Below are 26,362 nucleotides of genomic sequence, written 5' to 3' on the forward strand. Positions count from 1 at the left end.
CACTCTCGACTGCAGAGTGCCAAGAGGGGCCGTTTCGCTCTCGGCGAACATGCTGCTCCGCCCGCCATCACAGGTCCCAGCGCTGGTTGGCGGCACCCCAGCAGCCGTACTGCTGCAGCCGGGTGCCGTTCGCCGTCGACCCGCTCGGCAGGTCGAGGCACTTCCCGGAGTGCCGGGCCACGAGCTCGTAGCCGCCGCCCGCCTCGCGGAGCTCCCACTGCTGATTGGTGCCGCTGCCGCACGTGTACTGGATGATCGCCGCGCCGTCGGCCGTGGAGGCACCGTTGACGTCGAGGCACTTGCCGGAGTGCTGCGCCACGAGGCGGTGGTAGCCGTTGCCCAGGTCTCGCAGCTCGAACCGTTGGTTCGAGCCGCTGCCGCAGGTGTACTGCACCACCTCGGCGGCGTTCGCCGTGGAGGCGGAGACCACGTCCACGCACTTGCCGGACACCTCGCTGACGATCTGGGTCACCGTGCCGCCCGGCCCGCCGCCGGAGACGTCGTCGCCCCACCCGTACCGCAGCCGGTCCGCGCCGGTCTGGTTGCGCAGCGTGAGGTCGAGACCGGTACCGGTGCCGCTCTTCGAGTACATCGAGTACCAGTCGTAGCCGATGGTGCCCGGCTTGCCGCCGAGGGCCGGCCAGTAGGTCGCCCCCATCCCTTCGTCCCGCATGACCTGGGTCACCGCGCGGACGTGGCGCACGAAGTTGTCCGTGCTGCCGGCGTCGGCGTAGTCGCGGCCGTCGTTCATCGGTGCGCCGAACTCGGTCACCACGGCCCGCGAGGCACAGTCGCCGAGCCGGTACCGGACGTGATCCATCCAGCCGTCGTAGGTGTTGCTGCCGTACATGAACGCGTAGTGGTGGAACGAGAACAACGTGTCCGCGAACCGGGAGTCGGCGCACAGGTCACGCAGGTCCTGGCTGTACCCGGTCCCGCCGATCAGGACCCGGCTCGGCACGGCGGAGTAGTGGTAGTCGAGCCAGTCGGCAGCGACGTCTCGCCACGCGGTCGAGCTGTATCCGTGCGGCTCGTTCATCGGCTCGAAGTACACGAGGCCGTTCGAGCCGTACTGCGACGTCACGGTGGACCACATGGTGTTCCACGCGGCGTAGTCGGTGATGCGGCCGTCCGACGCGGCGCCGTCCTCCCAGTACGCCAGGACGACCTTCCAGCCGCGGGCGGTCGCTGCGTCGATGGTGGCGCGGTAGCTGTTCCACCAGGCCGTGCCGACCGTGTGGGTGTTGACCGGCAGGCGGACGGTGTCGACACCGAGCGTGCTCTCCATGTCGTCGTACAGGGCGTCGGCCTTGGCCTCGACGGTCGCGTAGCTGTCGGAGCTGCTCAGACCGTCCAGGACGAGCGGACCGGTGACGAAGTTGTCGCCCAGCACCGCCCAGTTCATCCCTCGGAACTGGCTGGTGGCGGCGGCAGCGGGTGCGGAGGACACGGTCACCGCGGCGATCGGCAGCAGCACCAGCGCGGCCAGCGCTGCCAGTAGTCGGGTCAGGAACGTGTTCATCATCAGGACCTCTCGTGCGTCGTTGCATGGGAGCTGGTCAGGTCGACCGGGTGGCGTCCAGATGGCGCCGACCGCGTCGATTGATGACGCACGCTAGTGCACGACCGATCGCGTCGGCATGCTTCCAGGGCACGCTCAATCCGAAACGAGCACTATCGATCAGCCGCCTGGCCCGGGCCGCGGTCCGGGCCAGGGCGGCTGCCGTCCCCTCGTGGCACCGGTCAGGCGGTGCTGCGGACCTCCTCGAGGAAACGCCGGGTGCGTTCGCGCAGGCCGTCGATACGCCGCTCGACGACGGCGGCGCGCGCCACGTCGTCGTCGAACCCGGCCTCTGCGAGAGTGGGGCGCCGGCGCACGTTGCGCGAGCAGCGGAAGTCCGTGCAGATCAGGGTGCCGATGGTGTTGCCCTTGCGGCCGGGCGCCCCGGCCCGGCGCGCCACGTAGAGGGACGTGTCGTTGCCGTCGGCGACGTCCTCGCACCAGGCGCACATCGCCGCCCGGCGGCTGCTGGTCTCGGGGGCGCGCAGGATGATGCCGACGGGCTCGCCGTCGACCTCGGTGACCGCGTACGCGGCCAGCGGCTGCTTGCGGTCGCGCCAGCCGAGGTAGTCGAGGCGGTCCCAGCGGACCTCGGCGAGCTCGGGAAGGATCATCCGCTGCCGCTCGCTGCGCGTGGCGTTGACGAGGCTGGCGCGGATCTGCTGTTCGTCCAGGGGGTTCATGGGTCGGCTTTCGGGAGCAGGGCACCACCCAGGGCCGACCTCGGCGGGCGCCTGAGCGCGTCGGCCGTGGGTCGGTGGATCGGGTGGAGGAGGGCAGGGCGGAGCCAGGTGCCCTCCGCGCACGACCCGTGTGGGGTCAGCGGCAGGCGGCCTGGGTCGACGGGTTGCCTGAGCAGGCCCTGAGGGCCACCCCGCTCCCCGCGACGACGCGCTGCATCTCTCGCTCCTCGTACCGATCCGTCGGTCCGCCCGTGCGGCGGCCCTGCCCACCATGGTGGCACAGGGCCGCCGCCCCGAGCGATGAGATTGCTCACCCCCTCGGGGCAACGCTCGGGGCGACGGCGGTGCCGGGGCTCAGAGGCCGGCGCGGACCGCCTGCGCCGCCGCGACCAGGTGACGCAGCGACGGCTCCACCTCGGCGTACCCGCGGGTCTTCAGCCCGCAGTCCGGGTTGACCCACACCACGTCCGGGTCGATCGAGCCCACCGCGAGCCGCAGGAGCTCGGTGACCTCGTCCACGGACGGGACCCGGGGGGAGTGGATGTCGTAGACGCCCGGTCCGACGCCGCGCGCGTACCCCGCGGCGTGCAGCTCCGGCACGACCTCCATGCGCGAGCGCGCCGCCTCGATGGACGTCACGTCCGCGTCCAGCCCGTCGATCGCGCCGATGACCTCGCCGAACTCCGAGTAGCACAGGTGCGTGTGCACCTGCGTGGAGGCGCCGGCCCCGGCCGTCGCCAGCCGGAACGCCCCGACGGACCAGCGCAGGTAGTCCGGCTGGTCCGCGCGGCGCAGCGGCAGCAGCTCGCGCAGGGCGGGCTCGTCCACCTGCACGACGGCGGTGCCGGCGGCCTCGAGGTCGCGCACCTCGTCGCGCAGGGCGAGCGCCACCTGGTTGGCCGTGTCCGCCAGCGGCTGGTCGTCGCGCACGAACGACCACGCGAGGATCGTCACCGGCCCGGTCAGCATGCCCTTGACCGGGCGCGCCGTGAGCGACTGGGCGTAGCGGGTCCACTCGACCGTCATCGGCGCCGGCCGCGTCACGTCGCCCCAGAGGATCGGCGGGCGCACGCAGCGCGAACCGTAGGACTGCACCCAGCCGAGGTCCGTCGTCGCGAACCCCTCCAGCAGCTCGGCGAAGTACTGCACCATGTCGTTGCGCTCCGGCTCGCCGTGCACCAGCACGTCGAGGCCGATCTCCTCCTGGAGCGCGACCACGCGGGCGATCTCCGCCCGCATCGCGGCGGTGTACGCCTCGTCGTCGAGCTCGCCCTTCGCCCAGGCGGACCGCGCCGTGCGGATCTGTGACGTCTGCGGGAACGAGCCGATCGTCGTGGTGGGCAGCGGCGGGAGCCCGAGCCGCTCGCGCTGGGCGGCGACCCGGTCGTCGTGCGCACCGCGGGCGAAGTCGCCCTCGGTCAGCGCGGTCAGCCGCTCGCGGACCGCGGGGACGACGACGCCCGCCGCGGCAGCGCGCTCGGCCACGGCCGCGCTCGCCGCGTCCAGCTCCGCGCGCACCGCGTCCGGCCCCTCGGCCACGGCGCGGGCCAGCACGGTGACCTCGCGGACCTTCTGGTCGGCGAAGGCCAGCCAGCGACGCAGCGCGGGGGAGCGCCCGGCGCGGTCGGCGGCCGGCCCCTCCCACGTCTCGTCGTCGGCGTCGTGCGGCACGTGCAGCAGCGACGTCGAGGTGCCGACGGCCAGGGCACCGGCACCCAGCGGGCGGAGCGCGACGAGCCGGTCGAACCGGGCCGCGAGGTCGGCGCGCCACACGTTGTGCCCGTCGACGACGCCCGCCACGAGGGTCTTCGTCGCCAGGCCGGGGACGGTCCCGTCCGGTCCGGACCCCGTCGGGACGGCGCCCTTGACCAGGTCGATCGCGATGGCGTCCACGTCCGTGGCGGCGAGCAGGGCCAGGCCGTCCCGGCGCGCCGCACCGTCGGCGGAGCCTTCAGGAGCGCCGGTCGTCAGCCCGCCGAACGGGGTGGCCACGAGGATGGCCGGACGCTCGGCCTCGGCGTCGAGGCCGTCGTCGTCGGACCGGGCGGCGAGCTCGGTCGCCAGCGCGCGGTACGCGGTGGTGATCGCGGCGTCGACCCGCTCGGCGGGGGCGTCGACCGTGTCCGAGACGAGGACCGGCTCGTCGAGCTGCACCCACGGCGCTCCGACCGCGGCCAGCGCTCGCAGCAGGTCGGCGTAGGCGGCGACGACGTCGTCCAGCCGGTCGAGGGGGTGGAAGCCCTCGCCCGCGTCGTCGGCCGCCTTGGACAGGGCGAGGAAGGTCACCGGCCCCACGAGGACCGGGCGCGTGGTGATGCCGGCCTCCTGGGCCTCGGCGAACTCCCGCACGATGCGGTGGTCGGCGAAGGAGATCGGGGTGGTCTCGCTGATCTCCGGGACCAGGTAGTGGTAGTTCGTGTCGAACCACTTGGTCATCTCGAGCGGCGCGTCCTCGCCGCGCCCGCGGGCGACGGTGAAGTAGCCGTCCAGGTCGAGCGAGCCGTCCTCGTCGTCGATCAGGTCCCGGAACCGGGCGGGGACGGCGCCGAGCAGCGCCACGACGTCGAGCACCTGGTCGTAGAACGAGAAGGAGCCCGGGACGGATCCGTCCTCGGGGTCGAGGCCGAGCGCGACGAGGCGCTGCAGCGTCTCGCGGCGCAGCGCGCCGGCCGTGACCTCGAGGGCGACGGCGTCGGTGCGGCCCGCCCAGAACGCCTCGACGGCGCGCTTGAGCTCGCGGCGCCGGCCGATGCGGGGGTAGCCGAGGATCGTGCCGCCAGGGAACGCGGCGCGCGATGCCGGGGTGGTGGGGGTGTCGGTCGTGGTGGTCATGAGCACTCCTGGTGTCGGTCGTCCCGCGTCGTGCCTCCTGCGGTGCAGGCGTCAGACGGCGGGAGCCTCGGTCGGGATGCCCGGTACCAGCGGCCTTCTGGCCAGGTCAGGGACGCCGTGCGGCGTCCGACCGCCGAGGTGGACACCCTCGAGCAGGTCCAGAGCGGGTCGGTACTTGTTGAACGTGTATACGTGCAGGCCGGGCGCGCCGGCGTCGAGCACGCGCTGGGCGAGCTCGACGGAGTACGCGGTCCCGTAGGCGTGCTGCGCCTCCGGGTCCGGCAGGGCGTCCAGCGCGTCCAGCAGGTGCTGGGGCGCGGGGACGCCGGTGAGCTCCTCGACACGACGGAGCCGGCGTGGCTCGGTCGTGGGCATCAGCCCGGCGAGGATCGGGATCGTCACGCCGGCCGCACGGGCCTCGGCGACGAAGTCGGTGTAGCTGTCCGCGGCGTAGAACAGCTGGGTGATCGCGAAGGACGCGCCCGCCTGCTGCTTCTCCAGGAGGCGCTGCACCTCCTGGGCGCGGGTGGTCCCCGCCTGGCGGTTGCCGTCGGGGAACGTGGCGACGGCGACGGTCAGGGGTCGTGCCGCGCCGCGGACGGCGGCGGCCGGGTCGGCGGCGCACCGCCGCGCCTCGACCTCGCGCAGCAGGGCGACGAGCTCGATCGAGGAGTGCACCCCGTCCGCCGGCGGGCGCCAGTCGGGCTGGTCGCGCGGCGGGTCGCCCCGCAGCGCGAGGAAGCTGCGGACGCCGGCCTCCAGGAACTCGTCGACGACGTCGGAGACGTCCTCGCGCGAGGCGCCCACGCAGGTCAGGTGCGCGATGGGCAGGACGGGCGTGCCCTCGAGGAGGGTCGCCACGACCTGGCGGGCGGTCGCGCGGTCGCCGCCCCCGGCGCCGTAGGTCACCGAGACGAAGTCGGGGTCCGCCGCGACCAGGCGGCGTGCCGTCTCCCAGAACTTGGGGGCGGCCTCGGGCCGCCGCGGCGGCATGAGCTCGAAGCTCACCGTCGGGCGGTGCCGTGGCGTCAGGGATGCCTCTGCGACCATGCGTCACTCCATCGGGCCTGGTGTTGAGCACCTTCGTCCTCGGGAGGCTTCCGTCGGAGAACGGGTTGCTGCGGCGTCGTCGAGCCAGGACTCTCGGCCGCTCTGGATGGTGAGACTCGATCGTAAGCCGTGACCGCGATGCGGTCGAGCCTGACCACGAAGTGAGACACCAGGTCGAACGCAGCGGGCCGCGCCCCCCGGGGGAGCGCGGCCCGCTGCGTTCGACGGTCGGTGACCGGGTCAGCGACCGATGCTGGACAGCTCCGCCGCCATGATGATCCGCCGGCGCTCGACCGGCTTGAGGACCTTGTCCTGCACGAGGTCCCTCGTCACCTGCTTGACGTGCCGCAGGAACGCCCGGTGGGTGCGGTAGTCGTCGTCCTCGGCGATCACGTCGTTGACGGTGCACCCGTCGCCGGTGTCCACGTTGGCCACGGTGCTGTCGTTGCCGTCGATCACCACCGTGGGCCGCACGTCGGAACCGACGCACCGGTCACCGTCCCGCGCGACCACCGTGAAGACGACGCCACCGGTCCGCGACGCGTTGCCCGCGCCGTCGGTCGCCCGGTAGCGCACGACGTGGTCGCCGTCGGACCCGACGACGAACGGAGCCGCGTAGCGCTGCCACGTGCCGCCGTCGACCTGGAACTCGGTGCGGTCCACGCCCGAGCCCTCGTCGGACGCCGCGAGCGTCACCGTCGCACGCCCGACGAAGCTCCCGCGGGCGTCGCGCTCCCCGCTGACGGACGCCGTCACCTCGGGGGCGACGGTGTCCTCCGGCACGTCGGACGCCACCGTGAAGGTGACGGTCCCGGGCGCAGAGACGTTGCCCGCGACGTCGGTCGCCCGGTAGGAGAGCGTGTGCTCGCCCGGGGTCGGCACGGTGAGCCGGGACGCGTAGCGGTACCAGGTCCCGCCGTCGAGCTGGTACTCGACGGACGCGACGCCGGAGTCGTCGTCCGTGGCGTCGAGGGTGATCGACGCGCTGCCCACGTACTCGCCGGCGTCGTTGCGCGCGCCGTAGACGGCGTGCTCTACCGTGGGCGCCTCGGTGTCGCCCGGCTCGGCGGCCACGACCGTGACCGTCACGGACCCGACCTCGGACACGTTGCCGGCGGCGTCCGTGGCCCGGTAGGAGACCGTGTGCTCGCCCGGCTCGTCGAGCACCAGCGCCTCGGTGTACCCGGTCCAGCCCGCCCCGTCGAGGTCGTACTCGACGGACTCGACGCCCGAACCGTCGTCGGACGCCGTGAGAGCCACCGCGGCCGAGCCCAGGTAGGCGCCGTCCGCGTCCTGCTCGCCGCTGACCTCGGGCTCGACCACCGGGGCGACCGTGTCGCCCCCACCGTCACCCGCGACCACGGTGAACGTCGTGACGCTCTCCGGCGAGACGTTGCCGGCGGCGTCGGTCGCCCGCGCCACGAGCTCGTGCTCACCGGGCTCGTCGACCACCACGGCCTCGGTGTACTCGGTCCAGCCCGCGCCGTCGAGGTCGTACTCGACGGTCTCGACGCCCGAACCGGCATCGGTGGCCGTCAGGACCGCGCTCGCGGACCCGACGTACGCGCCGTCGTCGTCCTGCTCGCCCGAGAGCTCGGTGGCCACGGTCGGCGCGGTGGTGTCGTCGCCGCCGCCGTCGCCCTCGACGACCGTGAACGACGTCGTCCCGACCTCCGAGACGTTGCCGGCCTCGTCCGTCGCGCGGTACGAGACGGTCTGCTCGCCGGGCTCGGTGAACTCCACCGGCGTGGTGTACGGCATCCAGTGACCGTGCGCGTCGTACTCGATCGAGGCGACGCCCGAGCCGGCCTCGTCGTCCGTGGCGGCGAGCGAGAGCGTCGCGGACCCGACGTACGCGCCGTCGTCGTCCTGCTCGCCCGCGACCTCGGCGGTCACGGTCGGCGCGGTGACGTCGCCGCCGCCGTCGCCCTCGACGACCGTGAAGTCGATCGACTGCGGCTCGGACGTGTTGCCGGCCTCGTCCGTCGCGCGGAACTCCACCGTGTGCGTCCCGACGGCGTCGACGACGAACGGCTCGTCGTACCCCTGCCAGCCCGCACCGTCCAGGTCGTACTCGACACCGGCGACGCCGGAGCCGTCGTCGGTCGCGGCGAGCGTCACGGTGGCCCCGTCGACGTACGCGCCGTCGTCGTCCTGGTCGCCCGTGACCTCCGCGGACACGGCGGGCGCCGTGGTGTCGTCACCACCTCCGCCACCGTCCTCGGTGACGACGAGCTCGCCGGCCATCGCGCCGTGGCCCGGGATCGCGCAGAAGTAGCGGTAGGTCCCGGGCTGGAGGTCGACCTCGACCTCGTAGAGCCCGCCGTTGGCGTCGAACGGGCTCGCGAGGATGTCGAGGTCGAGGTCGTGGTTGTACCCCTCCGTCGTCGTGTCGAACGTGAGCGTGTGGCTCATGCCGATCGTGTTGCCGGTGTCCTGGCTGTTCTCGAACACGATCGTCGCCGGTCCGGCGGTGGCCGTCGTCGGGAACGTCAGGTAGTCGCTGATGCTGTTGCCCGCCGTCCAGGTGAGCGTCTGCTCGGCGGCCGCCTCGGCCGAGGGCGCGTCGGCGGCAGCGGCAAGGGCGCTCGGCGGTACGGGACTCGTCGGTGGTGGGGCGGCCGCCGCCGGGGCGGCGACGACGGTGGCTGCGGTGAGCGCGGTGACCACGGCGGCTGCGAGCCGCCCGGCCCCGCGCGGTCGCGCGGTACGTCGATCCATGGATCTGCACTCCTCGTGCGTCGGGACTCCGGAAGATGAGGTGGCCGCCCGTGGCGGCCGGTCGGCCGGGCCGGCCGGTCGGTGACGTCCCGCACCGACCGGCCCGGCTGCGGCCTACAGGTCCGCCACGCGGACGTCGCGGAACTCGATCAGGTCGCTGGCGCCGTGGTTCTGGAGCCCGATGAACCCGCTGTCGAACTGGCGCAGGTCCGTCGGGGGGTCGCCCTCCCGGGAGGACTCCTGGCCGGGCGTGTTCTCGAACTCGTTGATGACCACGCCGTTGCGGATGATCGTGTACTCCTGGCCGACCACCCGGATCTCGTACTCGTTCCACTCGCCCTTCGGCTTCTCGCCGCCGGCGTCGAGACCGACCGGGTCGAAGTTGTAGACCGAGCCGGTCTTCTGCGGCTCGCCCGTCGGGCCGTCGTAGATCTGGATCTCGTGGCCGCAGGAGATCGCGACCCACGCCGCGTCCTGCCCGTCGGCGCACTCGGCGTCGCCGGGGTCCGTCGGGTCCGGGAACCGGGTGAACACGCCGGTGTTGGCGAAGTGGTCACCCTCCGACACGTCGCGGTAGAGGAGCTTCACGGAGAAGTCCTCGAGCTCCTCGGCCTCGTACCAGAGCATCCCGAGACCGCCGCTGGAACGCAGCGACCCGTCGGGCTGCAGGTCGAACCTGCCCCCGGGCGCCTGCTCCCAGTCGAACAGCGAGTCCCGCGTCCCGTCGAAGATCGTGCGGTAGCCGCCCGGCTCCACGCCGATCTGGGAGCGTGCCGCCCAGTCCACCAGGTCTCGGCGCTCGCGCCGCGAGATCTCGCCGTCGTCGAACAGGCCCCTCGACACGGACTTCACGTGCCGCAGGAACTGCTGGTGGGTACGCCACTCCTTCTCGTCCTGGATCAGGTCGTTGATCGTGCAGCCGCCCAGGTCGACGTTCTCGACCCCGGAGTCCGTGTCGCCGAAGAAGACCGTGTCCCGGTCGTCGGGCAGCGTGCACGTCGTGGCCGCGTCCGCCGTCGTCCTCGACTTCGTCCCGTCGGCGTAGGTGACCGTCAGCGTGGCCTCGTAGTCGCCGACCCGCGGGTACGTGTGCTCCGGGTTCGCCCGGGTCGAGGTCGTCCCGTCACCGAAGTCCCAGTGGTAGGACACGCCGCCGGACCGCTCTCCCTCGAAGGCCACCGTCAGCGGGTCGCCCTGGATGCTCGCACCGGTCGCGGTCGCGGCCGGGGTGGGTGCCCCACCCGTGTACGAGATCCGGAGGAGCTTCTGGTTCGGGTCGAGGCTGAAGAACCCGCTCGCGTAGTCGAGCATGTACAGGGCGCCGTCCGGACCGAACTTCGCGTCCATCCAGCTCTGCAGCAGCTCGTCGCCGCGGCCACCCGGGATGATGTGCCGCAGGTCCTCGGCGAAGGCGGGCGCACCCTGGTCGGGCACCTGCTCCGGGTCGATCGTCACCGCGACGCGGTTGTTCGAGTTCGACTGGTCGCCGAGGAACCACTTGCCCTCCCAGTACGACGGCCAGGCGACGTCGCTGTCCGGGTCGACCTGCGACGAACGGTACGTGGGGCCCGTCATCACGGCCTGCCCACCACCGCTCAACCACGGGAACGTGTAGGTGGCCTCGTCGTCCTCGTACGACGGGATGCCGTCCTCGCCCTCGGGAAAGACAGGGCCACCACCGCTGGGGGAGTACCAGATCATGTTGTCGCGCACCGGTGGCACGTCGACCAGACCGGTGTTGTGCGGCGAGGTGTTCTTCGGGGCGTCGCAGTCGTACCAATCGGTCAGGACGCTCGCGTCCTCGTCGCTGCGGTCGCGGTAGGGCTGCTTGTCGCCCATGCAGTACGGCCAGCCCTGGTTGCCGGCCGAGGTGATGATGGTCGCCGTCTCGTACTTCGCCGGTCCCAGCTCCGGGTCCGGCGATCCGGCGTCTGGACCGACCCACGCGGCGGTCAGCCAGTCGGTGTCCGGGTCGATCTGCAGGCGCGAGATGTTGCGTACGCCCATCACGTAGATCTCGGGCCTGGTCTTGTCCGCGGGGTACTCACCCACGGGGAACAGGTTGTCGTCCGGGATCGTGTACGTCCCGTCGTCCTCCGGGTGGATCCGCAGGATCTTGCCGTTGAGGCTGTTGGTGTTGCCCGAGGTCCGGCGCGCGTCCTGGAACCCGAACCCGGCGTACTCCTGCGTCCAGTTGTTGGCGGAGTACCCGTCGGACCCGCCGGACGAGGTGTTGTCGCCCGAGCCGACGTAGAGGTTCCCCGCGTCGTCGAACGCCATGCCGCCGCCGGCGTGGCAGCAGCTGTGGATCTGCGCCTCCCACTCGAGCAGGTCGACCCGGCTGTTCGGGTCGATGCGCGGACCGTCGGGGTCGTAGGTGAAGCGGGAGATCGTGCGCATGCCCACGCGGCGCTCGGTGTCGATCGACTCGTGGGGCATCCAGTAGACGTAGAGCCAGCTGTTGTCGGCGAAGTCGGGGTCGGGCACGATCCCGAGCAGCCCTTCCTCGTTCTTCACGAGCTCGCCGCCGCTGCCACGGTTACCCATGACGTCGAGCGTCGTCAGCAGCGACGCCTGCCCGGTGTCCGGGTCCCACTGGTGGATGGTGCCGCATCCCAGCCCGACGTCGGGGTCGTCCCACGACGGGACCGGCCCGGAGGGGCACGCCCCCCGGCCGACGTAGAACGCGGTGCCGTCGGCCGCCACGGTGAGCCCGTGCGGCTCGCCGACCTGGTCCAGCTCGCCCTCGGAGTTCTCCGCGGTGAGCCGGTCGATGCGGTAGTTCGAGGCGATCGTCGCCTGGCAGTCGCCGCGGACCACGCCGGTGGTCCACTGCAGGGCACCGAGCAGGTGGTCGCGGAACGCGTCGTCGGACCAGCTGTCGGCGGTGCCGCCCATGCCGGTGTAGAAGGACCGGCCGCCGTCGTAGTCGTGGCACCAGGACTGCGGCTGGAAGGGGGACGTCCCCGGGCCGGAGTCGGCACCCGGCTCGAGCTGGGCGACCGTGTGCACCTCGCCGGACGGGTCGTCCGCCCAGCTCAGCCACCGGTCCTCGCGGTCCCAGGTCAGGGGGAGGTCCTTCGTTGCGGGGTGCTGGCGGTCGACGAGGTCGACGGTGCGTTCCTCGACGGGCAGCTCCGGTGCGGGCTGGTCCACCGACTCGGCGTCGAGCAGCGCGATCTCGGCGAGCTGGAGGAGGTCGTCCCCCGCGGTCTCGCTGAACTCGAAGCGGTACCACCCGTAGGCGGTCCCGGACTCGGCGTCGAAGTCGCGGGCCTGGAAGCGCTGGGGGAAGTCCTGGTCGGTGCGCGAGTCCACGTCCTCCCACACCTCCCCGTCCTCGGAGCCCTGCAGCGTCCACGACTGCGGGTCACGGCCGTCGAAGTCGTTGGCCGACGTCAGGGTGTAGCGAGCGATCTCGGTGGGCTCCTCGAGCTCCAGCGTGACCGTCGCGCTCGGTTCGAACGCGAGCCACTTCGAGCCCGGGTCCCCGTCGACGAGGTTGCTCGCGCTCTCGTCCGGTGGGTTCTCCGCGGTCGCGGTCACTTCGGCGACATCCGCGGGGTCCGGCTGCGCACCCGCGATCCGGGCACCGACGAGGCCCGTGAACCACTGCGACGCCTCCTGCGCCCGGGCGGCGTCGCGCACACCCAGGTATCCGCCGCCGTCGCTCACGAAGCCCTGCAGCGCCGCCTCCTGCGCGGCGTCGAGCTCGACACCCTGCGAGGAGAGCTGGACGACGCCGCGGTACTCGGCGAGCGACGCGTCGGTGAAGACACCGGGGTCGGAGGACGTCTCCACGGTGAACCCGTTCGCGGCGCCGATCTCCGCCAGCGCGGCCGTCGCCGCGGTGACGGGGTCGTCCTGCGCGTCCGGCGCACCGTGGAAGACGAGGACGCGGGCGCCACCGGCGCCCGCCACCGCGGTGCGCGGCGCGCCGTGCGGCCCGGCGGTGACGTCGGGGGTCGCGGTGGCCGGCTGGGCCGCGGCGGGGACCGTGGTCATGCTGACGACGAGCGCTGCGCCCGCCAGGCCGACGGCCATGGTCGTGGGCGCTCCCGGCCGGGCCCGCCCTCTCGTTCTCGTTGCTCGTGCTGCTAGCACTCTCCAACTCCTTCGTCATCGGTGCGGTGCGTGCGCCCGGGGTGGACCCGGGTGTCGAGCGCCTCTCGGTACCCCCGGGTCAGGGGGCGGTGTCGGGCATGGCGTGCTCCTCGTGCGAGCCGTGGTCCTGGAAGCGGTCGATCGACGCCTGCGCACCGGGCGGCATGCTTCCGTCCGCGTTGCGCACGAGGAAGATGCCCGCCATGCCGCCGTCGGCGTGGAACTGGACGTGGCAGTGGTACATCCACGCCCCGGGTCCGACGCCGAGCCCGGCGACGACCTGGAAGCCGAACGAGTCCCCGGGATTGAGGTCACGGTTGTCGACGACCTGGCTCGGGTCGTCGCGGTTGGCCAGGAGGCCGGTGCGGTTGTTCACCCAGCGGTGGGCGTGCAGGTGGAAGGTGTGGAACGTGTTGCCGTGGCCGATGCAGATGAACTCGACCCGCTCGCCGAGGTTCGCCTCGAACATGGGGGTGTCCGGAGCCATCCGGTTGTTGATGAGCATGTCGTTGAAGACCACGGTGAACTGCCGCTCGGGGAGCACGTCACCGACGCGGCGGACGACGAGCGCGCCGTAGAGCCCGGCCGCGATCCCGGGGGTGCCGTGCGGGCCCCAGGCGTGGTCGTGGTAGTGCCAGTAGCCGGCGCTCCCGGGCATCCAGATGCCCCGGTCCCGCCGCGGGGCGACGGTCGACCAGACGTAGGTGCGCGTCTCGCCCGGTTCGTTGAAGGAGTCGTTGAAGGGGCTGCCGTCGCTGTCGACGTCGTAGTTGACACCGTGCGGGTGGATGGACAGCCGCTGGTCGGTGGTGTTGACGAGCGTGATCTCCAGCGTCTCGCCCTCCCACATCTCGAGGATCGGGCCGGGGACGGTGGCCTTGCCGGGCTCGAACCCGTAGCCCACGGTCTTCGCGTCGATCCGCTCGGCGTACAGGGTGATGCGCCGGACCTGGTCGGTCGTCGCGTCAGCGGCGGCTGCCGGGGCGGCGGTGACGAGCCCGTCCGCACCGAGCGCCACCGCGGTCACCGCGCCCGTGGCGACGGTGCCCGCCGCCCCGGTGAGCAGTGCCCGTCGTGACAGCGCCGTCAGACGTGGCTGGGTGGTCGGCTCACTCATCGGTCTCCCTCTCGACGGCAGGCCGTCGAGCCGGTCACGACGTCATCGCGTCGGGGCCGACCCGCGCTCCGTCACGCGATCGTCGGTCCAGGCGCCTGCCCACCGTGGCCGGCGCCCGTGGCCCCGCAGGTTTCCAGGGGCAATGAAAGACAGCACAACCCACCGGCGTCGAACTGTCAAGCGTTACGCAGAAGTATTATCAAACGCGGCAGAAGTAGCGTTGGATGAAGCACCTTTTGTCTTCGATGCGCCAGATGGACGAGCGCGAGAGGGCTGACCGGTTCGCCGGGGCCTAGGCTGCGGGCATGGACACCGAAGAGCGCCTTGCCGTCTTCCTCGACTACGAGAACCTCGCGCTCGGCGCCCGGGAGCACCTGGGCGGGATGCAGTTCGACTTCCAGCCGATCGCCGACGCCCTCGCGGTGCGCGGCCGGGTGGTCACGCGGCGCGCGTACGCGGACTGGTCGTACTTCGACGAGGACCGGCGGATGCTGACCCGGCACCAGGTCGAGCTCATCGAGATGCCCCAGCGCATGGGCGCGTCCCGCAAGAACGCCGCCGACATCAAGATGGTCGTCGACGCCATCGAGATGGCCTTCGAGCGGGAGTACATCTCGACGTTCGTCATGTGTACAGGCGACTCCGACTTCTCCCCGCTCGTGCACAAGCTCCGCGAGCTCGACAAGCGCGTCATCGGTGTCGGGGTCGAGAAGTCCACCTCGCGCCTGCTGCCGTCCGCCTGCGACGAGTTCCTCTTCTACGACCGGCTCGAGGGCGTCGAGGTGCCCGACGAGTCCGAGGCCCCGCAGAAGAAGAGCCCCGCCCGTCGCTCCGGCTCCGGCCGCTCGAGCAGCGCCCGCTCCACGACCGGGCGAGCCAAGGCCGGGGCAGTCGCGGAGGAGCTCCCGCCCGCCGAGGAGGCCACGCCGACCGCGACCTCGGCCACGGCGTCCGGGACGACGTCGGGCGGCAGGACCCGCCGCAAGAAGCCCGAGATCACGCTGCCCGAACCGGTCGACGTCCCGGACCGGGCCCCGGAGCCCGCCAACGACGAGGACGACGATGCCCCCACCGGCGAGCCGCCCACGATGGAGGTCAAGGTCGCCCAGACCCTCGCCGGGCTGCAGGGCTCGGCGTCCGGCTCGGTGACCGCCTCGCAGCTCAAGCGCACGCTGGTACGCAAGGAGCCCACGTTCAGCGAGTCCGACTACGGCTTCCGCACGTTCGGTGAGTTCCTGCGCTACCTCGCCGACCGGGACGTCATCGTGCTGAGCGACGGCCCGTCGTCCGGCGACCCGGTGGTCGAGCTCCCCGAGCAGCCCGACAGCGCCAAGGCGTTCGACCTGCTGCGCGCCGTCGTCCAGGAGGCGGGCGGCACCGCCGCGCTGTCCGGTCTCAAGAACCACGTGCGCAAGCGCCGCCCCGACTTCTCGGAGAAGGCGCTCGGCTACGGCGGCTTCCTCCAGTTCTGCAAGGCCGCCGCCGCGGCCGACGCCGTCCGCCTCGCGTGGGACGACGACGCCGAGGACTATCTCGTCAGCCTCGGCTGAGGGGACAATGGGCCGGTGACGTACCGCATCCTCAAGCTCGTGCTGTCGCTCCTGGTGTACGTGTTCCTGCGTCCCCAGGTCACCGGCCTGCACAACGTGCCCCGCCGCGGGCCCGTGATCATCGCGAGCAACCACCTGTCGTTCATCGACTCGATCATCCTGCCCCTGGTGGTCCCGCGGCACGTGACGTTCATCGCCAAGGCGGAGTATTGGACCGGGCGCGGGCTCAAGGGCCGGGTGTCCCGATGGTTCTTCACCACGATGGGGCACATCCCCGTCGACCGGGAGGACCCGCGCGCCGGACAGCGGTCCCTCGAGGACGCGCTGCAGGTGCTCCAGCGCGGCGACGCGTTCGGGATCTACCCGGAGGGGACGCGCTCGCGTGACGGCCGGCTGCAGAAGGGCCACACCGGCGTGGCGTGGCTCGCGCTCACCGGGGCGGCGCCCGTGGTGCCCGTCGCGCTGCGCGGCACGGACAAGGTCCAGCCCGTCGGTGCGCGCCTGCCGCGGCCGGTCCGCGGCATCCGCGTCGAGTTCGGCGTGCCGATCGACCCGTCGCGGCAGATCGCGGCGGGTACCAGGCCCGCCCAGGCGCGACGCCGGCTCACCGACCAGGTCATGAGCTCGATCCACGAGATGAGCGGTCAGGAGCTCGTCGCCTGACGGCACGCCGGGTCGGAGTGCCGGCCGTTCCCCCGGGCGGGGGAGGCGCCGCGACCTCCCGCTGGGCAGACTGGCGGGCATGGTGGTGAGCACGGCGAGCGGCCGACGGCGGCACACCGGCGTGCGGCGCGCCGTCGCGCCGCTCGTGGCCGGGTCCACGGTGCGTGCCGGGATCTACCTGGTCATCGGCGGCGTCCTCGCCGGGGCGTACCTGACGCTCGGCGCCGGGTTCGTGCAGATGTTCGCCTCCGCCGACGTCCCGCGGGCGGCCGCGGTGGTGCTGGCGCTCGTGACCCTGGCGATCGTCGCCGCCCCGCCGTTCCTCGCGCCGGTGCGCACCCTCCAGGTGCTCGCCGTGCGGACGTTCCTCGACGTGGACCCCCGTGACCTGCCCGAACCGTCCGGCTCGCCGAACGCTGCGACCCGGTGGCGCGGCGCCGCCTGGTTCGCGCTGCACCTCGCGCTCGGCGCCGCGGTCACGGTGGGCCTGCTGGTCGCGGTGCCGGTGGCCACCCAGCTCGTGCTGTCCGTCGGTGGCGTCGACCGCTCGTTCCTGCGGGGTGTCACGCCGCTGATCAGCGACAGCCCTGCCGCCTGGCTGACGCTCGCCGTCGTCCTGCTGCTCGCGCTGCCGTACCTCGTGGCGCTCGCCCGCCGGGTGCTGCGGCAGGCCGCCGTCCCCCTGCTCGGCCCGGACCAGTCGGCCCGCATCGCGGAGCTCGAGGCCGCCGCCCGCCGGTCCGCCGAGCGCGGCCGGCTCGCCCGCGAGCTGCACGACTCGGTGGGGCACGCCCTGACGATCACCACGCTGCAGGCTGCCGCGGCCGCGCGGCAGATCGACACCGACCCCGACGCCGCCCGCCGGGCGCTCGCCGCCGTGGAGGAGACCGGGCGCGCGGCGATGGCGGACCTCGACCACGTGCTCGGCCTGCTGCGTGGCACCTCGGGGGCGCCGGACGCTCCGGCCCGGGGCGGGACGCCGTCGCCACCGGCCGGCCCCGTGCGCGACCTGCGTCACGTGGGCGACCTGGTGGCGGACACCCGGCAGGCGGGCACGGAGGTCGCGTCGTCGGCCGACCCGGACGCGCTCGGGTCGCTCGTGCCGCCCGCCGTGTCGCGCGAGGCGTACCGCATCGTCCAGGAGGCCCTCACCAACGCCGTCCGGCACGCGCCCGGCGCCCCGGTGGACGTCCGCCTCGAGGTGCGGGGCCGCACGCTGGAGGTCGAGGTCACGAGCCCGCTGCCGGCGTCCGAGGGCTCGGCCGAGCCACGGCCTCCCGCGGGGACCGGCACTGTCCCGGACCGGGCGGCGGGCGGGCACGGCCTGGCCGGTATGGCCGACCGGGTGCGCCTCCTCGACGGCGAGCTGGTGGCCGGGCCCGACCCGGACGGTACGGCCCGGTGGGTCGTCCGGGCACGGCTGCCCCTGCGTGCGCGAGGATCGGGCGCATGAGCACCCCCGGCGGAGACACGCCCGTCCGCGTCGCGATCGTCGACGACGAACCGCTCGTGCGGGCGGGCCTCCGGGTCGTCCTCGACGCCGAGCCCGGTGTGACGGTGGTCGGCGAGGCGGAGGACGGCGCCGGTGTCCCGCAGCTCGTCGCCGACGCACGGCCCGACGTGCTCCTGATGGACGTCCGCATGCCGCGCGTCGACGGGATCGCCGCCACCCGCGCCGTCGTCGCCCGGGCGTCCCACGGACCTGCGCCCCGCGTGGTGATGCTCACGACGTTCGAGAACGACGACCACGTGCTCGACGCCCTGCAGGCCGGGGCCCAGGGGTTCCTGCTCAAGCGGGCCCGGCCGGCGGAGATCGCGCAGGCGGTCCGGCTCGTCGCGCGCGGCGACTCGCTGCTGTTCCCGGACGCCGTGCGCCGCCTCGCCGCCGGACGCCCGCCGTCGGGCGACGCCCTGGCGTCCGCGCGGCTCACCGACCGCGAGGGGCAGGTGCTGCGGCTCATGGCGGACGGGATGTCGAACGCGGAGATCGCCGGCGAGCTGTACCTCGGCGTCGAGACGGTGCGCACCCACGTGGGCAACGTGCTGGGCAAGCTCGGGGTCCGCGACCGGACGCAGGCCGTGGTGCGCGCCTACACGTCCGGGTTCGTCAGCGCCGGCTGACGTTCCCCCGCACGGGTGAGGGCGCTGGTCGCGGCGGGTGATCCGGCCGGCGTCGTCGGCGGCGAGGCTCGAGGCATGACCACACACCACACGACACAGCACTCGTCGTCGCCGACCGGTGGGACGCACCGCCGCCGGCCGTCCCACCGCGTGGAGAGCCTCGCCGTCCTCTGGTGGGTCGCCGGGCTCGTCGTCGCGCTCGTCCACCGGTGGGCCGTGGGCTCAGCCGCGGGGGCGACCGAGCCGCTCAACCACGGCCTGCTCCGCGACGTCCCGGTCGACACGCTGGCCACCGGCGTCGCGGTGTTCGCGGCCGTCGGTGCCGCGCTCGCGGCCTGGATGCGCTGGAGCCGGTCCACCGCGCGAGGACCGCGCGTCGTCGTCGCCGTCGGCACCGGCGTCGTGCTGCTCGCCGCCGTCCTGCTCGTCGACGCCACCGTCCTGGCCGGGCTCGGCTACCTGCCCGCGCTCCTCGTGACGTCGCTCTTCAGCGCCGAGGTGCGCGCCTCTCTCGACCACTACGTGGCACCGGACTTCCTGTTCCAGACGGCGGTGCTGTGCGGTGCGGTGCTCCTCGCCGTCGCCGCGGTGCGCTCCACCCGCCGCAGCAGGGGAGCGTGCGTGCGCTGCGGGCGTCGGCACGACGGCGTCGACGCGGCCTGGACGACTCCTGCCGCGGCGGCGCGCTGGGGCAGGGTGGCGGCGCTCGTGGCCGCGGCGGTCCCGGCCTTCTACGGCCTGACCCGCATCGCGTGGGCGCTGGGGATCCCGCTGGGCTACTCCCGCGACTCCGTCGAGTCGATGCGCGGGCTGGACTTCCTCGGCCCCGTCGGCCTCGGGACGTTCGCCCTGCTCGGCGCGGTGCTCACCCTCGGCCTCTACCAGCGGTGGGGCGACGTGTTCCCGCGCTGGATGCTCGGCCTCGCCGGCAAGCGGGTCCCGGTGGGCCTCGCGGTCGTCCCCGCGACCGTCGTCGCCGTCACCGTGCTGCCCGCCGGGACCTCGATGATCGCCCTCGGTCTCACCCAGGGGGTGCTCGGCCTCGGTGCCGAGACGTGGGGGGCCGTCGGACCGGCCTTCCTGTGGCCGCTGTGGTCGCTCGCGCTCGGTGCGGCGACCTACGCCTACTGGTTGCGCCGCCGCGGCATCTGCCCGGCGTGCGGGCGAGGGTGAGTCCTACCGACCTACGATGAGCCGGCAGGAGGGTGAGGAGGCCGCCGTTGGACGCGACGCCGGGCGAGATCTGGACGATCGGGCACTGGAGCTGCCCGCGTGAGGCCTTCCTCGAGACCTTGCGGGCCGCGCACGTCGAGCTGGTGGCCGACGTGCGACGGATGCCCGGGTCGCGCCGGAGCCCTCAGTTCGACGCCGAGGAGATGACCGGCTGGCTCGCGGACGCGGGCATCGGGTACCAGCACCTCACCGAGCTCGCCGGACGCCGGCCGAAGCAGCGCGACGTGGATCCGGACCTCAACGCCGGGTGGCAGAACGCGAGCTTCAAGAACTACGCGGACTACACGCTCACCGCGCCGTTCGAGACCGGCCTCGAACGGCTCGCCGCACAGGCCCGGGAACGGCCCGTCGCCGTCCTGTGCGGCGAGCCGATGCCCTGGCGCTGCCACCGGCTGCTCGTCGCGAACACGCTGGCGGCGCGCGGTTGGCGGGTGGTCCACCTCCTGCACGGTGGTCGCCCGCAGGCCCACGAGCTCGGGCGCTGGGGCGCGACGCCGGCTGTGGGCCCGGACGGCGTGGTGACCTACCCGCGGGAAGCGCAAGGACCCGCCTGACCGACGGTGCTCGCGGACCATGCGGCTGCGGCGGAGCACGTTTTCACCCGGCCCTCCCGGTCACGACGAGCACGTGGGGGCGCACCCTCAAGAGATGGAGACCACACCACCCCTGGCGGACCGCGTGTTCGAGACCGGGGTCGCGATGATGGAGGGCCTGGCCGTCTACCTCGGCGACCGGCTCGGCTGGTACCGCGAGCTGGCGGCGTCCGGCCCGCTCGTCCCGGCCGAGCTCGCGGCGAGGACGCACACGCACCACCGCTACGCCCTGGAGTGGTGCGAGCAGCAGGCCGCGGCCGGCTTCCTGACGGCGAACGACGCCACCGGGGACGGCGGGGAGCGACGCTACGGGCTCGACGCCGAGGGCGTCGCCGTCTTCACCGACATCCGGTCCACGGACTTCCTGGCGCCGTTCGTCCGGCTGGTGGCGGCGTCGGCGATCCAGCTGCCGGCGCTGCTGGAGGCATACCGCGAGGGGGGCGGCGTCTCCTGGCAGCAGCTCGGCGACGACGCACGCACCGGCCAGGCGGACATGAACCGGCCGTGGTTCGAGCAGGTGCTGCCCGGTGAGCTGGCCGGTGCACCGCACCTGCACGCGGCGCTCGGCCGCCCGGGTGCCGCCGTCGCGGACGTCGGCTGCGGGTTCGGCTGGTCGACGATCGCGCTGGCCCGCGCCTATCCCGAGGCGAGGGTGGTAGGCATCGACATCGACGGCCCGTCGGTGGAGCGCGCCCGCGCCCACGCCGCCGACGCGGGGATCGAGAACGTCGAGATGGTGCACAGCGCCGGCGAGGAGATCGAGGGCGGCCCGTACGACGTCGTGTTCCTCTTCGAGTGCCTGCACGACATGCCGTACCCCGTCGAGGTGCTCACCGCGGTGCGGCGGTCGCTCGCCGACGGCGGGACCGTCGTCGTCATGGACGAGGCCGCAGCCGACGAGCTCACCGCCCCCGCCGACCTCGTCCAGCGAGCGTTGTACGGGTTCAGCGTGCTGTGCTGCCTGCCGGACAGCCTCAGCCATCCCGACAGCGTCGGCACCGGCACCGTGATCCGGCGCGACGTCGTGGAGCGGTACGCCCGCGAGGCCGGGTTCGGGCGCGTCGACGAGCTGCCGATCGAGGACTTCGGGTTCTGGCGCTTCTACGAGCTGCGCTGAGCCGGGGCTGCGGGCCCGCGAAGCCCTATCGTGGCCAGATGCTCCCTGCGCCCACCGCACGCCTGCGCTTCCGTGAGATGACCGGCGACGACGTCGACGTGATGGCCGCGCTGCTCGGTGACCCGGTGGTGATGGCCTACTACCCGGCGCCGAAGTCGCGCGCCGACGCCCTGGCCTGGATCGCCTGGAACGAGGAGGGCTATGCCCGGCACGGGCACGGCCTCTGGATCGTGGAGACGGCGGACGGGGAGTTCGTGGGCGACTGCGGGCTGACGTGGCAGCAGGTGGGCGGCGAGGCGAGGCTCGAGGTCGGGTACCACGTGCGTGCCGACCTCCAGGGGCAGGGCTACGCCACCGAGGCGGCCGCGGCGTGCCGGGGCCTGGCCCGCGACTCCCTCCGTGCGGCCGAGCTCGTGGCGATCGTCCACCCGCACAACGCCGCGTCCCGGCGGGTGGCCGAGAAGATCGGCATGCGTCACCTCGCCGACGACCGCACCGGACCCCTCCCGGTGCGCACGGTGATGGGCATGGCGCTCTGAGCTTCGCGACTACTGCGGCCGGGTGCCCTCGGGTGCGCTCTGGTCGACGTCCGCCCACACCTCGGTCAGCTCCGCGACGAGGCCGTCGCGCACGGAGACGAAGCCGGCCACCTCGAAGTGCTGCCGCTCGCCCGCTGTGGTCCCGGTGACATGGGCACGCGAGGCCACGCGGCTGCCGTCGGCGACGACGTCGAGCAGCTCGAACCGCTCGAAGCCCGGGTACTCGGCGTTGAGGCGCACCCAGGTGTCCCGGTCGAAGGTCTCCCCGGTGTGGACGAGCCGGCAGGAGAAGTCCGGGTGGAGCAAGGCGGGCAGGTCCTCCCAGCGGTGACCGTCGATGGTGGCGGCGAGCTGTTCGACCAGTGCTCTCGGAGTCATGTGCCGAGGGTGCCAGGCACCCCCGACACCTCGGCACGGGCGCCGGGCGCCGCGCCAGGGCGTCAGGAGCCCGGTACCCCCAGCACCCCCGGCACCTCCGCCAGCCGCTCGGCCAGCTCGTGGCCGTCCACGCCCGAGACGGTCGGCACCGCGGCTCGTCCGCCGGCGCCCTCCAGCTGCGAGCCCTCCGGCCCTGCCGCCGCACCGCCGTCGGGCGGGTTGCCCGCGAGAACCTGCTCGGCCGGGCGGAGCCGACGGATCGCGACCGCCGCCACCTGGTCGGGCCGGCGCTCGACGGCGCGGGCATAGATGCCGCTGTCGTGCTGGCCGTCGTCGCCGACGAGCAGCCAGCGCACGTGGGGGAACCAGGACATGAGGAGCTCGAGACTGGCGTCCTTGTGCGCCTGCCCGCTGCGGAACCACCCGGTCATCGTGGGGCCCCAGTCGGTGAGGAGCAGCGGGCCCGGGGGATAGGCGTTACGGGCGAGGAAGGCCCGCAGCGTCGCCGCCGTGTTCCACGCGCCGGTCGAGAGGTAGACGAACGGGCTCTCCGGGTGCGCCTTGCCGAGCCGCCGGTAGAGCTCGGGCATCCCCGGCACCGCGCGGCGTTTGCTGGAGTGCCGCACGAACGTGTTCCACGCCGCGAGCAGCGGGCGGGGCACCGACGTGACCATCGTGGTGTCGTCGATGTCGCTGATCACGCCGAACCGCGTGTCCGCGTCGATGATCAGCAACGGGGCGTCGGCGCTGTCCTCCGGGGTCGGCGCGACCACCGGCTCGGCGGCGCGCTCCGCCGCCGTCGGCGCCCCCGCGTCGCTCAGCCGGGCGCGCTGCCAGCCCGGCGGCAGCGGAGGGTCTTCCGGCACGTCCACCTGGACGTCGACGTAGCCCGCCCGGTCGCTGTGCACGACCTGTTGCGCACCCCCGACCTGCACCAGGACGCGTCGGTGCGGGGCGGGCACCGTCAGGTAGTGCCGGAACCCCCGGCGCCCGGCACGGTAGGCGTTGTCCGCGGCCACCCGGCCGGGCGGCGCCAGCAGCACCCGCGCGAGGACCCGGACCCGACGCGGCGAGCCGTACCCGGAGTACGTCTCCATCCGTGGCCGCCAGCCGACGCGGCGCAGCAGCCAGCCCGCTGCCTCGTAGAAGCGGTCCTCGATCACGGCGGCCAGGTGCGGCCGCTGCGACGGGTGCGGGGTCTCGGTCATCATGCGCTTCATCCTCCGATCGCTGACAGGCCGAACGCGCTCGCGAACCCGAGCACCGTCACCAGCCCGGTGACGGGACCACCGAACTGGGACGCCTCGGGGATCATCGTGTCGACGAGCATCGTGAGCAGGGCACCCGCGGCGAAGGCCTGGACGACGGCGAGGATCTCCGGGGGAGCACCGGCCAGGGCCGCGTACCCGATCCCGGCGGCGACGGCCGAGACCAGCGTGGTGCTGCCCCACAGGGAGAGCAAACGGATGGTGGACATGCCGGCCTGGCGCAGGCCGACCGTCGCGGCCATCGCCTCGGGCAGGTTGGAGACGAACACCGCGACGAGCACCGCGATGCTGACGCCACCACCCCCGACCAGCGTGGAACCCAGCACCACCGACTCCGGGACGCCGTCGAGCACCGTGCCGAGCGCGATCGCCCCGCCCGCCCCGCCGCTCTGGGCACCGGTCGAGCGTTTGCGGTGGTCTCCCCCCGAGCGGTCGATCAGCAGGTCGCCCACGAAGAAGGTCAGGGCCCCCGCGGCGAGTCCCGCGAGCAGCAGCCAGCCGCCGGCGGACTCCGAGGCGTCCTCGACCAGGTCGTAGGCGACCGCGCTGATGAGCACGCCGGCGCCGAACGCCATGATCAGGCCCGTCAGCCGCCGGCTCGGCGTGCGCCAGAGGACCAGCAGCGCGCCCAGGACCAGCGACGAGCTGCCCACGAGTCCCCACCAGAAGCCTTCCACGCCGCTATCAGACCAGGTCGCGAGGCTGGGCGCACGGTGCGACGATCTCCGGCATGGATCTCTCCGCGCTCACCCGGCCCTCGCCGCGCACGTCCCTGCCGCGCACGCTGACGCGGATCGCCCTCGGTCTGGCGCTCGCGGGTGCGGGCATCACGCACCTCACGGTGGCGCGCGAGGAGTTCCAGGCGCAGGTGCCGGGCTGGTTCCCGGTCGACGAGGACGTGACGGTGCTGGCGTCCGGCGTGGTCGAGATCGTCATCGGCGGCTCGCTGGTGGCCCTGCCACGGTGGAAGGTGGCCGTCGGGTTGATCGCCGCGGCGTTCTTCGTGGTGATCTTCCCGGGCAACGTCGCCCAGTGGCTCGAGGGCAAGGACGGGTTCGGTCTCGACACCGATGCCAAGCGGCTCGCGCGGCTGCCCTTCCAGGCGGTCCTCGTCGCGCTCGCGCTGTGGTCGACGGGCGCGTGGTCGGCGCTGCGTGGCACCGACCGCGGAGACTCCCGCTCCGCCGGGTGAGTGGGGCGCGCCCTGCTTAGCATGCGGCGATGAGCCACAAGGACCTGCCCGACGGCGAACACCAGACTCCTGCGGGGGTCTCCGACACGACGGTCGAGGCGCTCGGCATGCTCAGCGAGGCGCTGGAGACGGTCGAGCGTGCCCGGGGCCACCTGTACACGTTCCACCAGCTCACGGGCGAGGCGGACCTGGCCCTCGGCGATGCCGTAGACAAGCTGCGCGAGGCCGGTCACGAGGACGTCGCGCGCCGGATCTCCGAGGACCTCGTCGGCCGCAACGTCATCGCCGGCCGGTGGACCTTCCAGATCGTCGAGGACTACGACGACGGCTACTGGCAGGCGTTCCGCGAGCACGAGCGCAGCGCCCGCGAGGAGCTCGCCGGCGGCGTGCGGCACCTCGCCGAGGCGCGCATGAAGCAGGACCGACGGACCCATGGGCGCCCCGGGCACGAGGCGGGCCCGGCGGACGCCGGGACCACGACGAAGGAGTCGACGCGATGACCAAGTACCTGATCTCGTTCCCCAGCGGCGAGATGGACCTGTCCGACGGCGGCCTGCAGGCCGCCGCGGACGCCGCGCACGCGGTGGTGGCCGAGGCGAAGGCCGCCGGCGTGTGGGTGTTCGGCGGAGGGATCGACGAGTCCGTGCCGCCGGTGAGGGTGGCCGCCGACGGGACCGTCACGAAGGGCACCTACCCCCAGACGCGGCACCTCGAGGGCGGCTACACGGTGCTGGAGCTGCCCACGTACGAGGCGGCGCTGGAGTGGGCCGCCAAGATCGCGGAGGCCTGCCGCTGCGCCCAGGAGGTGCGGGCGTTCGGCGACGACCCCGCCAGCTGACGGCTAGGCCTGGGGAGATCGACGACGGTTGCGGAACCACCGCCAGGCGGCGGCGGCGAACGGGAGGTAGCGCAGGATTCGTGCCATGACCTCACCCTCGGGCGGAGTCCGTCTCGTCGCCACCCGGTGCCGAGCGGCCGGTGCTACGCGGCCGAGGGCCGGGCGACCACGGGGCACGTGGCGAGGTGGTCGTCGACCAGCCCGCACGCCTGCATGGCCGCGTACGCCGTCGTCGGGCCGAAGAACCGGAAGCCCTCCTTCTTGAGGGCCTTGGCGAGCGCCTTCGACTCGTCGGTGGCCGCCGGCACGTCCTGCCAGGTGGCCACGCGCTCGGCGCGCGGCGGGGGAGCGAAGGACCAGAACAGCTCGTCGAGGGTGCGTCCGGAGTCGTGCAGGGCCAGGACCGCGCGCCCGTTCCCGATCGTGGCCTCGATCTTGGCGCGGTTGCGCACGATCCGGGCGTCGCCCAGGAGCCGCTCGACGTCGTCGGGCGTCATGGCCGCCACGTGCTCGGGCTCGAACCCGCCGAAGACCTCGCGGAACGCGTCGCGCTTGCGCAGGATCGTCAGCCAGGACAGGCCGGACTGGAACCCCTCGAGGGCGATCCGTTCGAGCAGCTCGGCCTCGCCGTGCACCGGGTGGCCCCACTCCGTGTCGTGGTACGCGGCGTAGAGCTCGTCGCCGTCGCCGAAGCAGCGCGCGGCGGGGGCCGGTGTCGTCTCCTGGGTCATGTCCACAGCCTGACGGAAGGGACCGACACCCGGCGCGAGCCGTCCACAGGCCGACAACACCCCCCTCCCGC

At 73.2% G+C, this 26,362-nt stretch carries 22 protein-coding genes and 1 riboswitch; of the genes, 11 read left to right on the top strand and 11 right to left on the bottom strand.

Translation table 11 applies throughout. From position 1 onward, the window contains the following. Positions 1 to 67: 67 nt before the first annotated feature. From MWU57_RS03575 to MWU57_RS03605, 7 genes are all read right to left on the bottom strand, one after another. On the bottom strand, positions 68 to 1,522 hold the full coding sequence (locus MWU57_RS03575; protein ID WP_246907281.1) for an RICIN domain-containing protein: 1,455 nt from the start codon (positions 1,520 to 1,522) through the stop codon (positions 68 to 70). A gap of 221 nt (positions 1,523 to 1,743) precedes the next feature. Then, positions 1,744 to 2,244, bottom strand: coding sequence for an FBP domain-containing protein (locus MWU57_RS03580; protein ID WP_106265655.1), 501 nt, complete (start codon positions 2,242 to 2,244; stop codon positions 1,744 to 1,746). A 354-nt stretch (positions 2,245 to 2,598) separates the two neighbouring features. Beyond that, positions 2,599 to 5,076, bottom strand: coding sequence for a 5-methyltetrahydropteroyltriglutamate--homocysteine S-methyltransferase (gene metE, locus MWU57_RS03585; RefSeq protein WP_246907282.1), 2,478 nt, complete (start codon positions 5,074 to 5,076; stop codon positions 2,599 to 2,601). Positions 5,077 to 5,127: 51 nt separating this feature from the next. Further along, complete coding sequence (locus MWU57_RS03590) at positions 5,128 to 6,126, bottom strand: methylenetetrahydrofolate reductase (protein ID WP_246907283.1); 999 nt, start codon at positions 6,124 to 6,126, stop codon at positions 5,128 to 5,130. Positions 6,127 to 6,131: 5 nt separating this feature from the next. After that, positions 6,132 to 6,239: riboswitch (SAM riboswitch) on the bottom strand. Positions 6,240 to 6,366: 127 nt separating this feature from the next. Further along, the gene (locus MWU57_RS03595; protein ID WP_246907284.1) at positions 6,367 to 8,847 is read right to left on the bottom strand and encodes an OmpL47-type beta-barrel domain-containing protein; all 2,481 of its coding nucleotides are present in this window, start codon (positions 8,845 to 8,847) and stop codon (positions 6,367 to 6,369) included. 114 nt (positions 8,848 to 8,961) lie between these two features. Beyond that, the gene (locus MWU57_RS03600) at positions 8,962 to 12,891 is read right to left on the bottom strand and encodes a ThuA domain-containing protein (RefSeq protein ID WP_246907285.1); all 3,930 of its coding nucleotides are present in this window, start codon (positions 12,889 to 12,891) and stop codon (positions 8,962 to 8,964) included. A gap of 139 nt (positions 12,892 to 13,030) precedes the next feature. Continuing rightward, entirely contained in the window at positions 13,031 to 14,068 is a 1,038-nt protein-coding gene (locus tag MWU57_RS03605) for a multicopper oxidase domain-containing protein (RefSeq protein ID WP_246907286.1), read from the bottom strand. Positions 14,069 to 14,373: 305 nt separating this feature from the next. Between MWU57_RS03605 and MWU57_RS03610 the strand changes: the two genes are divergently transcribed. The 8 genes from MWU57_RS03610 to MWU57_RS03645 all read left to right on the top strand — a co-directional run bounded on the left by MWU57_RS03610 (position 14,374) and on the right by MWU57_RS03645 (position 21,884). Then, positions 14,374 to 15,618, top strand: coding sequence for an NYN domain-containing protein (locus MWU57_RS03610; protein WP_246907287.1), 1,245 nt, complete (start codon positions 14,374 to 14,376; stop codon positions 15,616 to 15,618). Between the two features lie 15 nt (positions 15,619 to 15,633). Then, complete coding sequence (locus MWU57_RS03615; RefSeq protein ID WP_106265646.1) at positions 15,634 to 16,281, top strand: 1-acyl-sn-glycerol-3-phosphate acyltransferase; 648 nt, start codon at positions 15,634 to 15,636, stop codon at positions 16,279 to 16,281. A 79-nt stretch (positions 16,282 to 16,360) separates the two neighbouring features. Further along, the gene (locus tag MWU57_RS03620) at positions 16,361 to 17,734 is read left to right on the top strand and encodes a sensor histidine kinase (RefSeq protein WP_246907289.1); all 1,374 of its coding nucleotides are present in this window, start codon (positions 16,361 to 16,363) and stop codon (positions 17,732 to 17,734) included. Beyond that, on the top strand, positions 17,731 to 18,402 hold the full coding sequence (locus MWU57_RS03625; RefSeq protein WP_246907291.1) for a response regulator: 672 nt from the start codon (positions 17,731 to 17,733) through the stop codon (positions 18,400 to 18,402). The genes MWU57_RS03620 and MWU57_RS03625 overlap by 4 nt, the downstream gene beginning before the upstream one ends. Before the next feature lie 75 nt (positions 18,403 to 18,477). Further along, complete coding sequence (locus MWU57_RS03630; protein WP_246907293.1) at positions 18,478 to 19,575, top strand: hypothetical protein; 1,098 nt, start codon at positions 18,478 to 18,480, stop codon at positions 19,573 to 19,575. Positions 19,576 to 19,622: 47 nt separating this feature from the next. After that, the gene (locus tag MWU57_RS03635; protein ID WP_246907295.1) at positions 19,623 to 20,189 is read left to right on the top strand and encodes a DUF488 family protein; all 567 of its coding nucleotides are present in this window, start codon (positions 19,623 to 19,625) and stop codon (positions 20,187 to 20,189) included. Between the two features lie 94 nt (positions 20,190 to 20,283). Beyond that, a complete protein-coding gene (locus MWU57_RS03640; RefSeq protein WP_246907297.1) occupies positions 20,284 to 21,345 on the top strand; it encodes a bifunctional 2-polyprenyl-6-hydroxyphenol methylase/3-demethylubiquinol 3-O-methyltransferase UbiG in 1,062 nt (353 codons plus the stop codon). A 38-nt stretch (positions 21,346 to 21,383) separates the two neighbouring features. Then, positions 21,384 to 21,884, top strand: coding sequence for a GNAT family N-acetyltransferase (locus tag MWU57_RS03645; RefSeq protein ID WP_246907299.1), 501 nt, complete (start codon positions 21,384 to 21,386; stop codon positions 21,882 to 21,884). 9 nt (positions 21,885 to 21,893) lie between these two features. Here MWU57_RS03645 and MWU57_RS03650 read toward each other — a convergent pair whose 3' ends face one another. From MWU57_RS03650 to MWU57_RS03660, 3 genes are all read right to left on the bottom strand, one after another. Then, entirely contained in the window at positions 21,894 to 22,262 is a 369-nt protein-coding gene (locus MWU57_RS03650; RefSeq protein WP_246907301.1) for a nuclear transport factor 2 family protein, read from the bottom strand. A 62-nt stretch (positions 22,263 to 22,324) separates the two neighbouring features. After that, positions 22,325 to 23,473, bottom strand: a complete 1,149-nt coding sequence (locus tag MWU57_RS03655; protein WP_246907303.1) for an App1 family protein — start codon at positions 23,471 to 23,473, stop codon at positions 22,325 to 22,327. A 5-nt stretch (positions 23,474 to 23,478) separates the two neighbouring features. Then, positions 23,479 to 24,207, bottom strand: a complete 729-nt coding sequence (locus tag MWU57_RS03660; RefSeq protein WP_246907305.1) for a ZIP family metal transporter — start codon at positions 24,205 to 24,207, stop codon at positions 23,479 to 23,481. A 53-nt stretch (positions 24,208 to 24,260) separates the two neighbouring features. Here MWU57_RS03660 and MWU57_RS03665 point away from each other — a divergent pair, with 53 nt between their 5' ends. Genes MWU57_RS03665 through MWU57_RS03675 form a run of 3 tightly spaced genes read left to right on the top strand, consistent with a single transcriptional unit; the run spans position 24,261 to position 25,560 of the window. Further along, on the top strand, positions 24,261 to 24,722 hold the full coding sequence (locus tag MWU57_RS03665; protein ID WP_246907307.1) for a hypothetical protein: 462 nt from the start codon (positions 24,261 to 24,263) through the stop codon (positions 24,720 to 24,722). Positions 24,723 to 24,751: 29 nt separating this feature from the next. Then, positions 24,752 to 25,222: a hypothetical protein gene (locus tag MWU57_RS03670; RefSeq protein ID WP_246907309.1), complete on the top strand. Its 471-nt coding sequence runs from the start codon at positions 24,752 to 24,754 to the stop codon at positions 25,220 to 25,222. Beyond that, a complete protein-coding gene (locus MWU57_RS03675) occupies positions 25,219 to 25,560 on the top strand; it encodes a YciI family protein (protein ID WP_246907311.1) in 342 nt (113 codons plus the stop codon). Before MWU57_RS03670 ends, MWU57_RS03675 begins: the two co-directional genes overlap by 4 nt. A gap of 143 nt (positions 25,561 to 25,703) precedes the next feature. On the opposite strand, the gene MWU57_RS03680 is transcribed toward MWU57_RS03675, so the two are convergent. Next, positions 25,704 to 26,291: a DNA-3-methyladenine glycosylase I gene (locus MWU57_RS03680; protein ID WP_246907313.1), complete on the bottom strand. Its 588-nt coding sequence runs from the start codon at positions 26,289 to 26,291 to the stop codon at positions 25,704 to 25,706. Positions 26,292 to 26,362 lie beyond the last annotated feature (71 nt).

It is taken from the genome of Isoptericola sp. S6320L, assembly GCF_023015685.1.
GTDB classification, from domain to species: domain Bacteria; phylum Actinomycetota; class Actinomycetes; order Actinomycetales; family Cellulomonadaceae; genus Isoptericola; species Isoptericola halotolerans_A.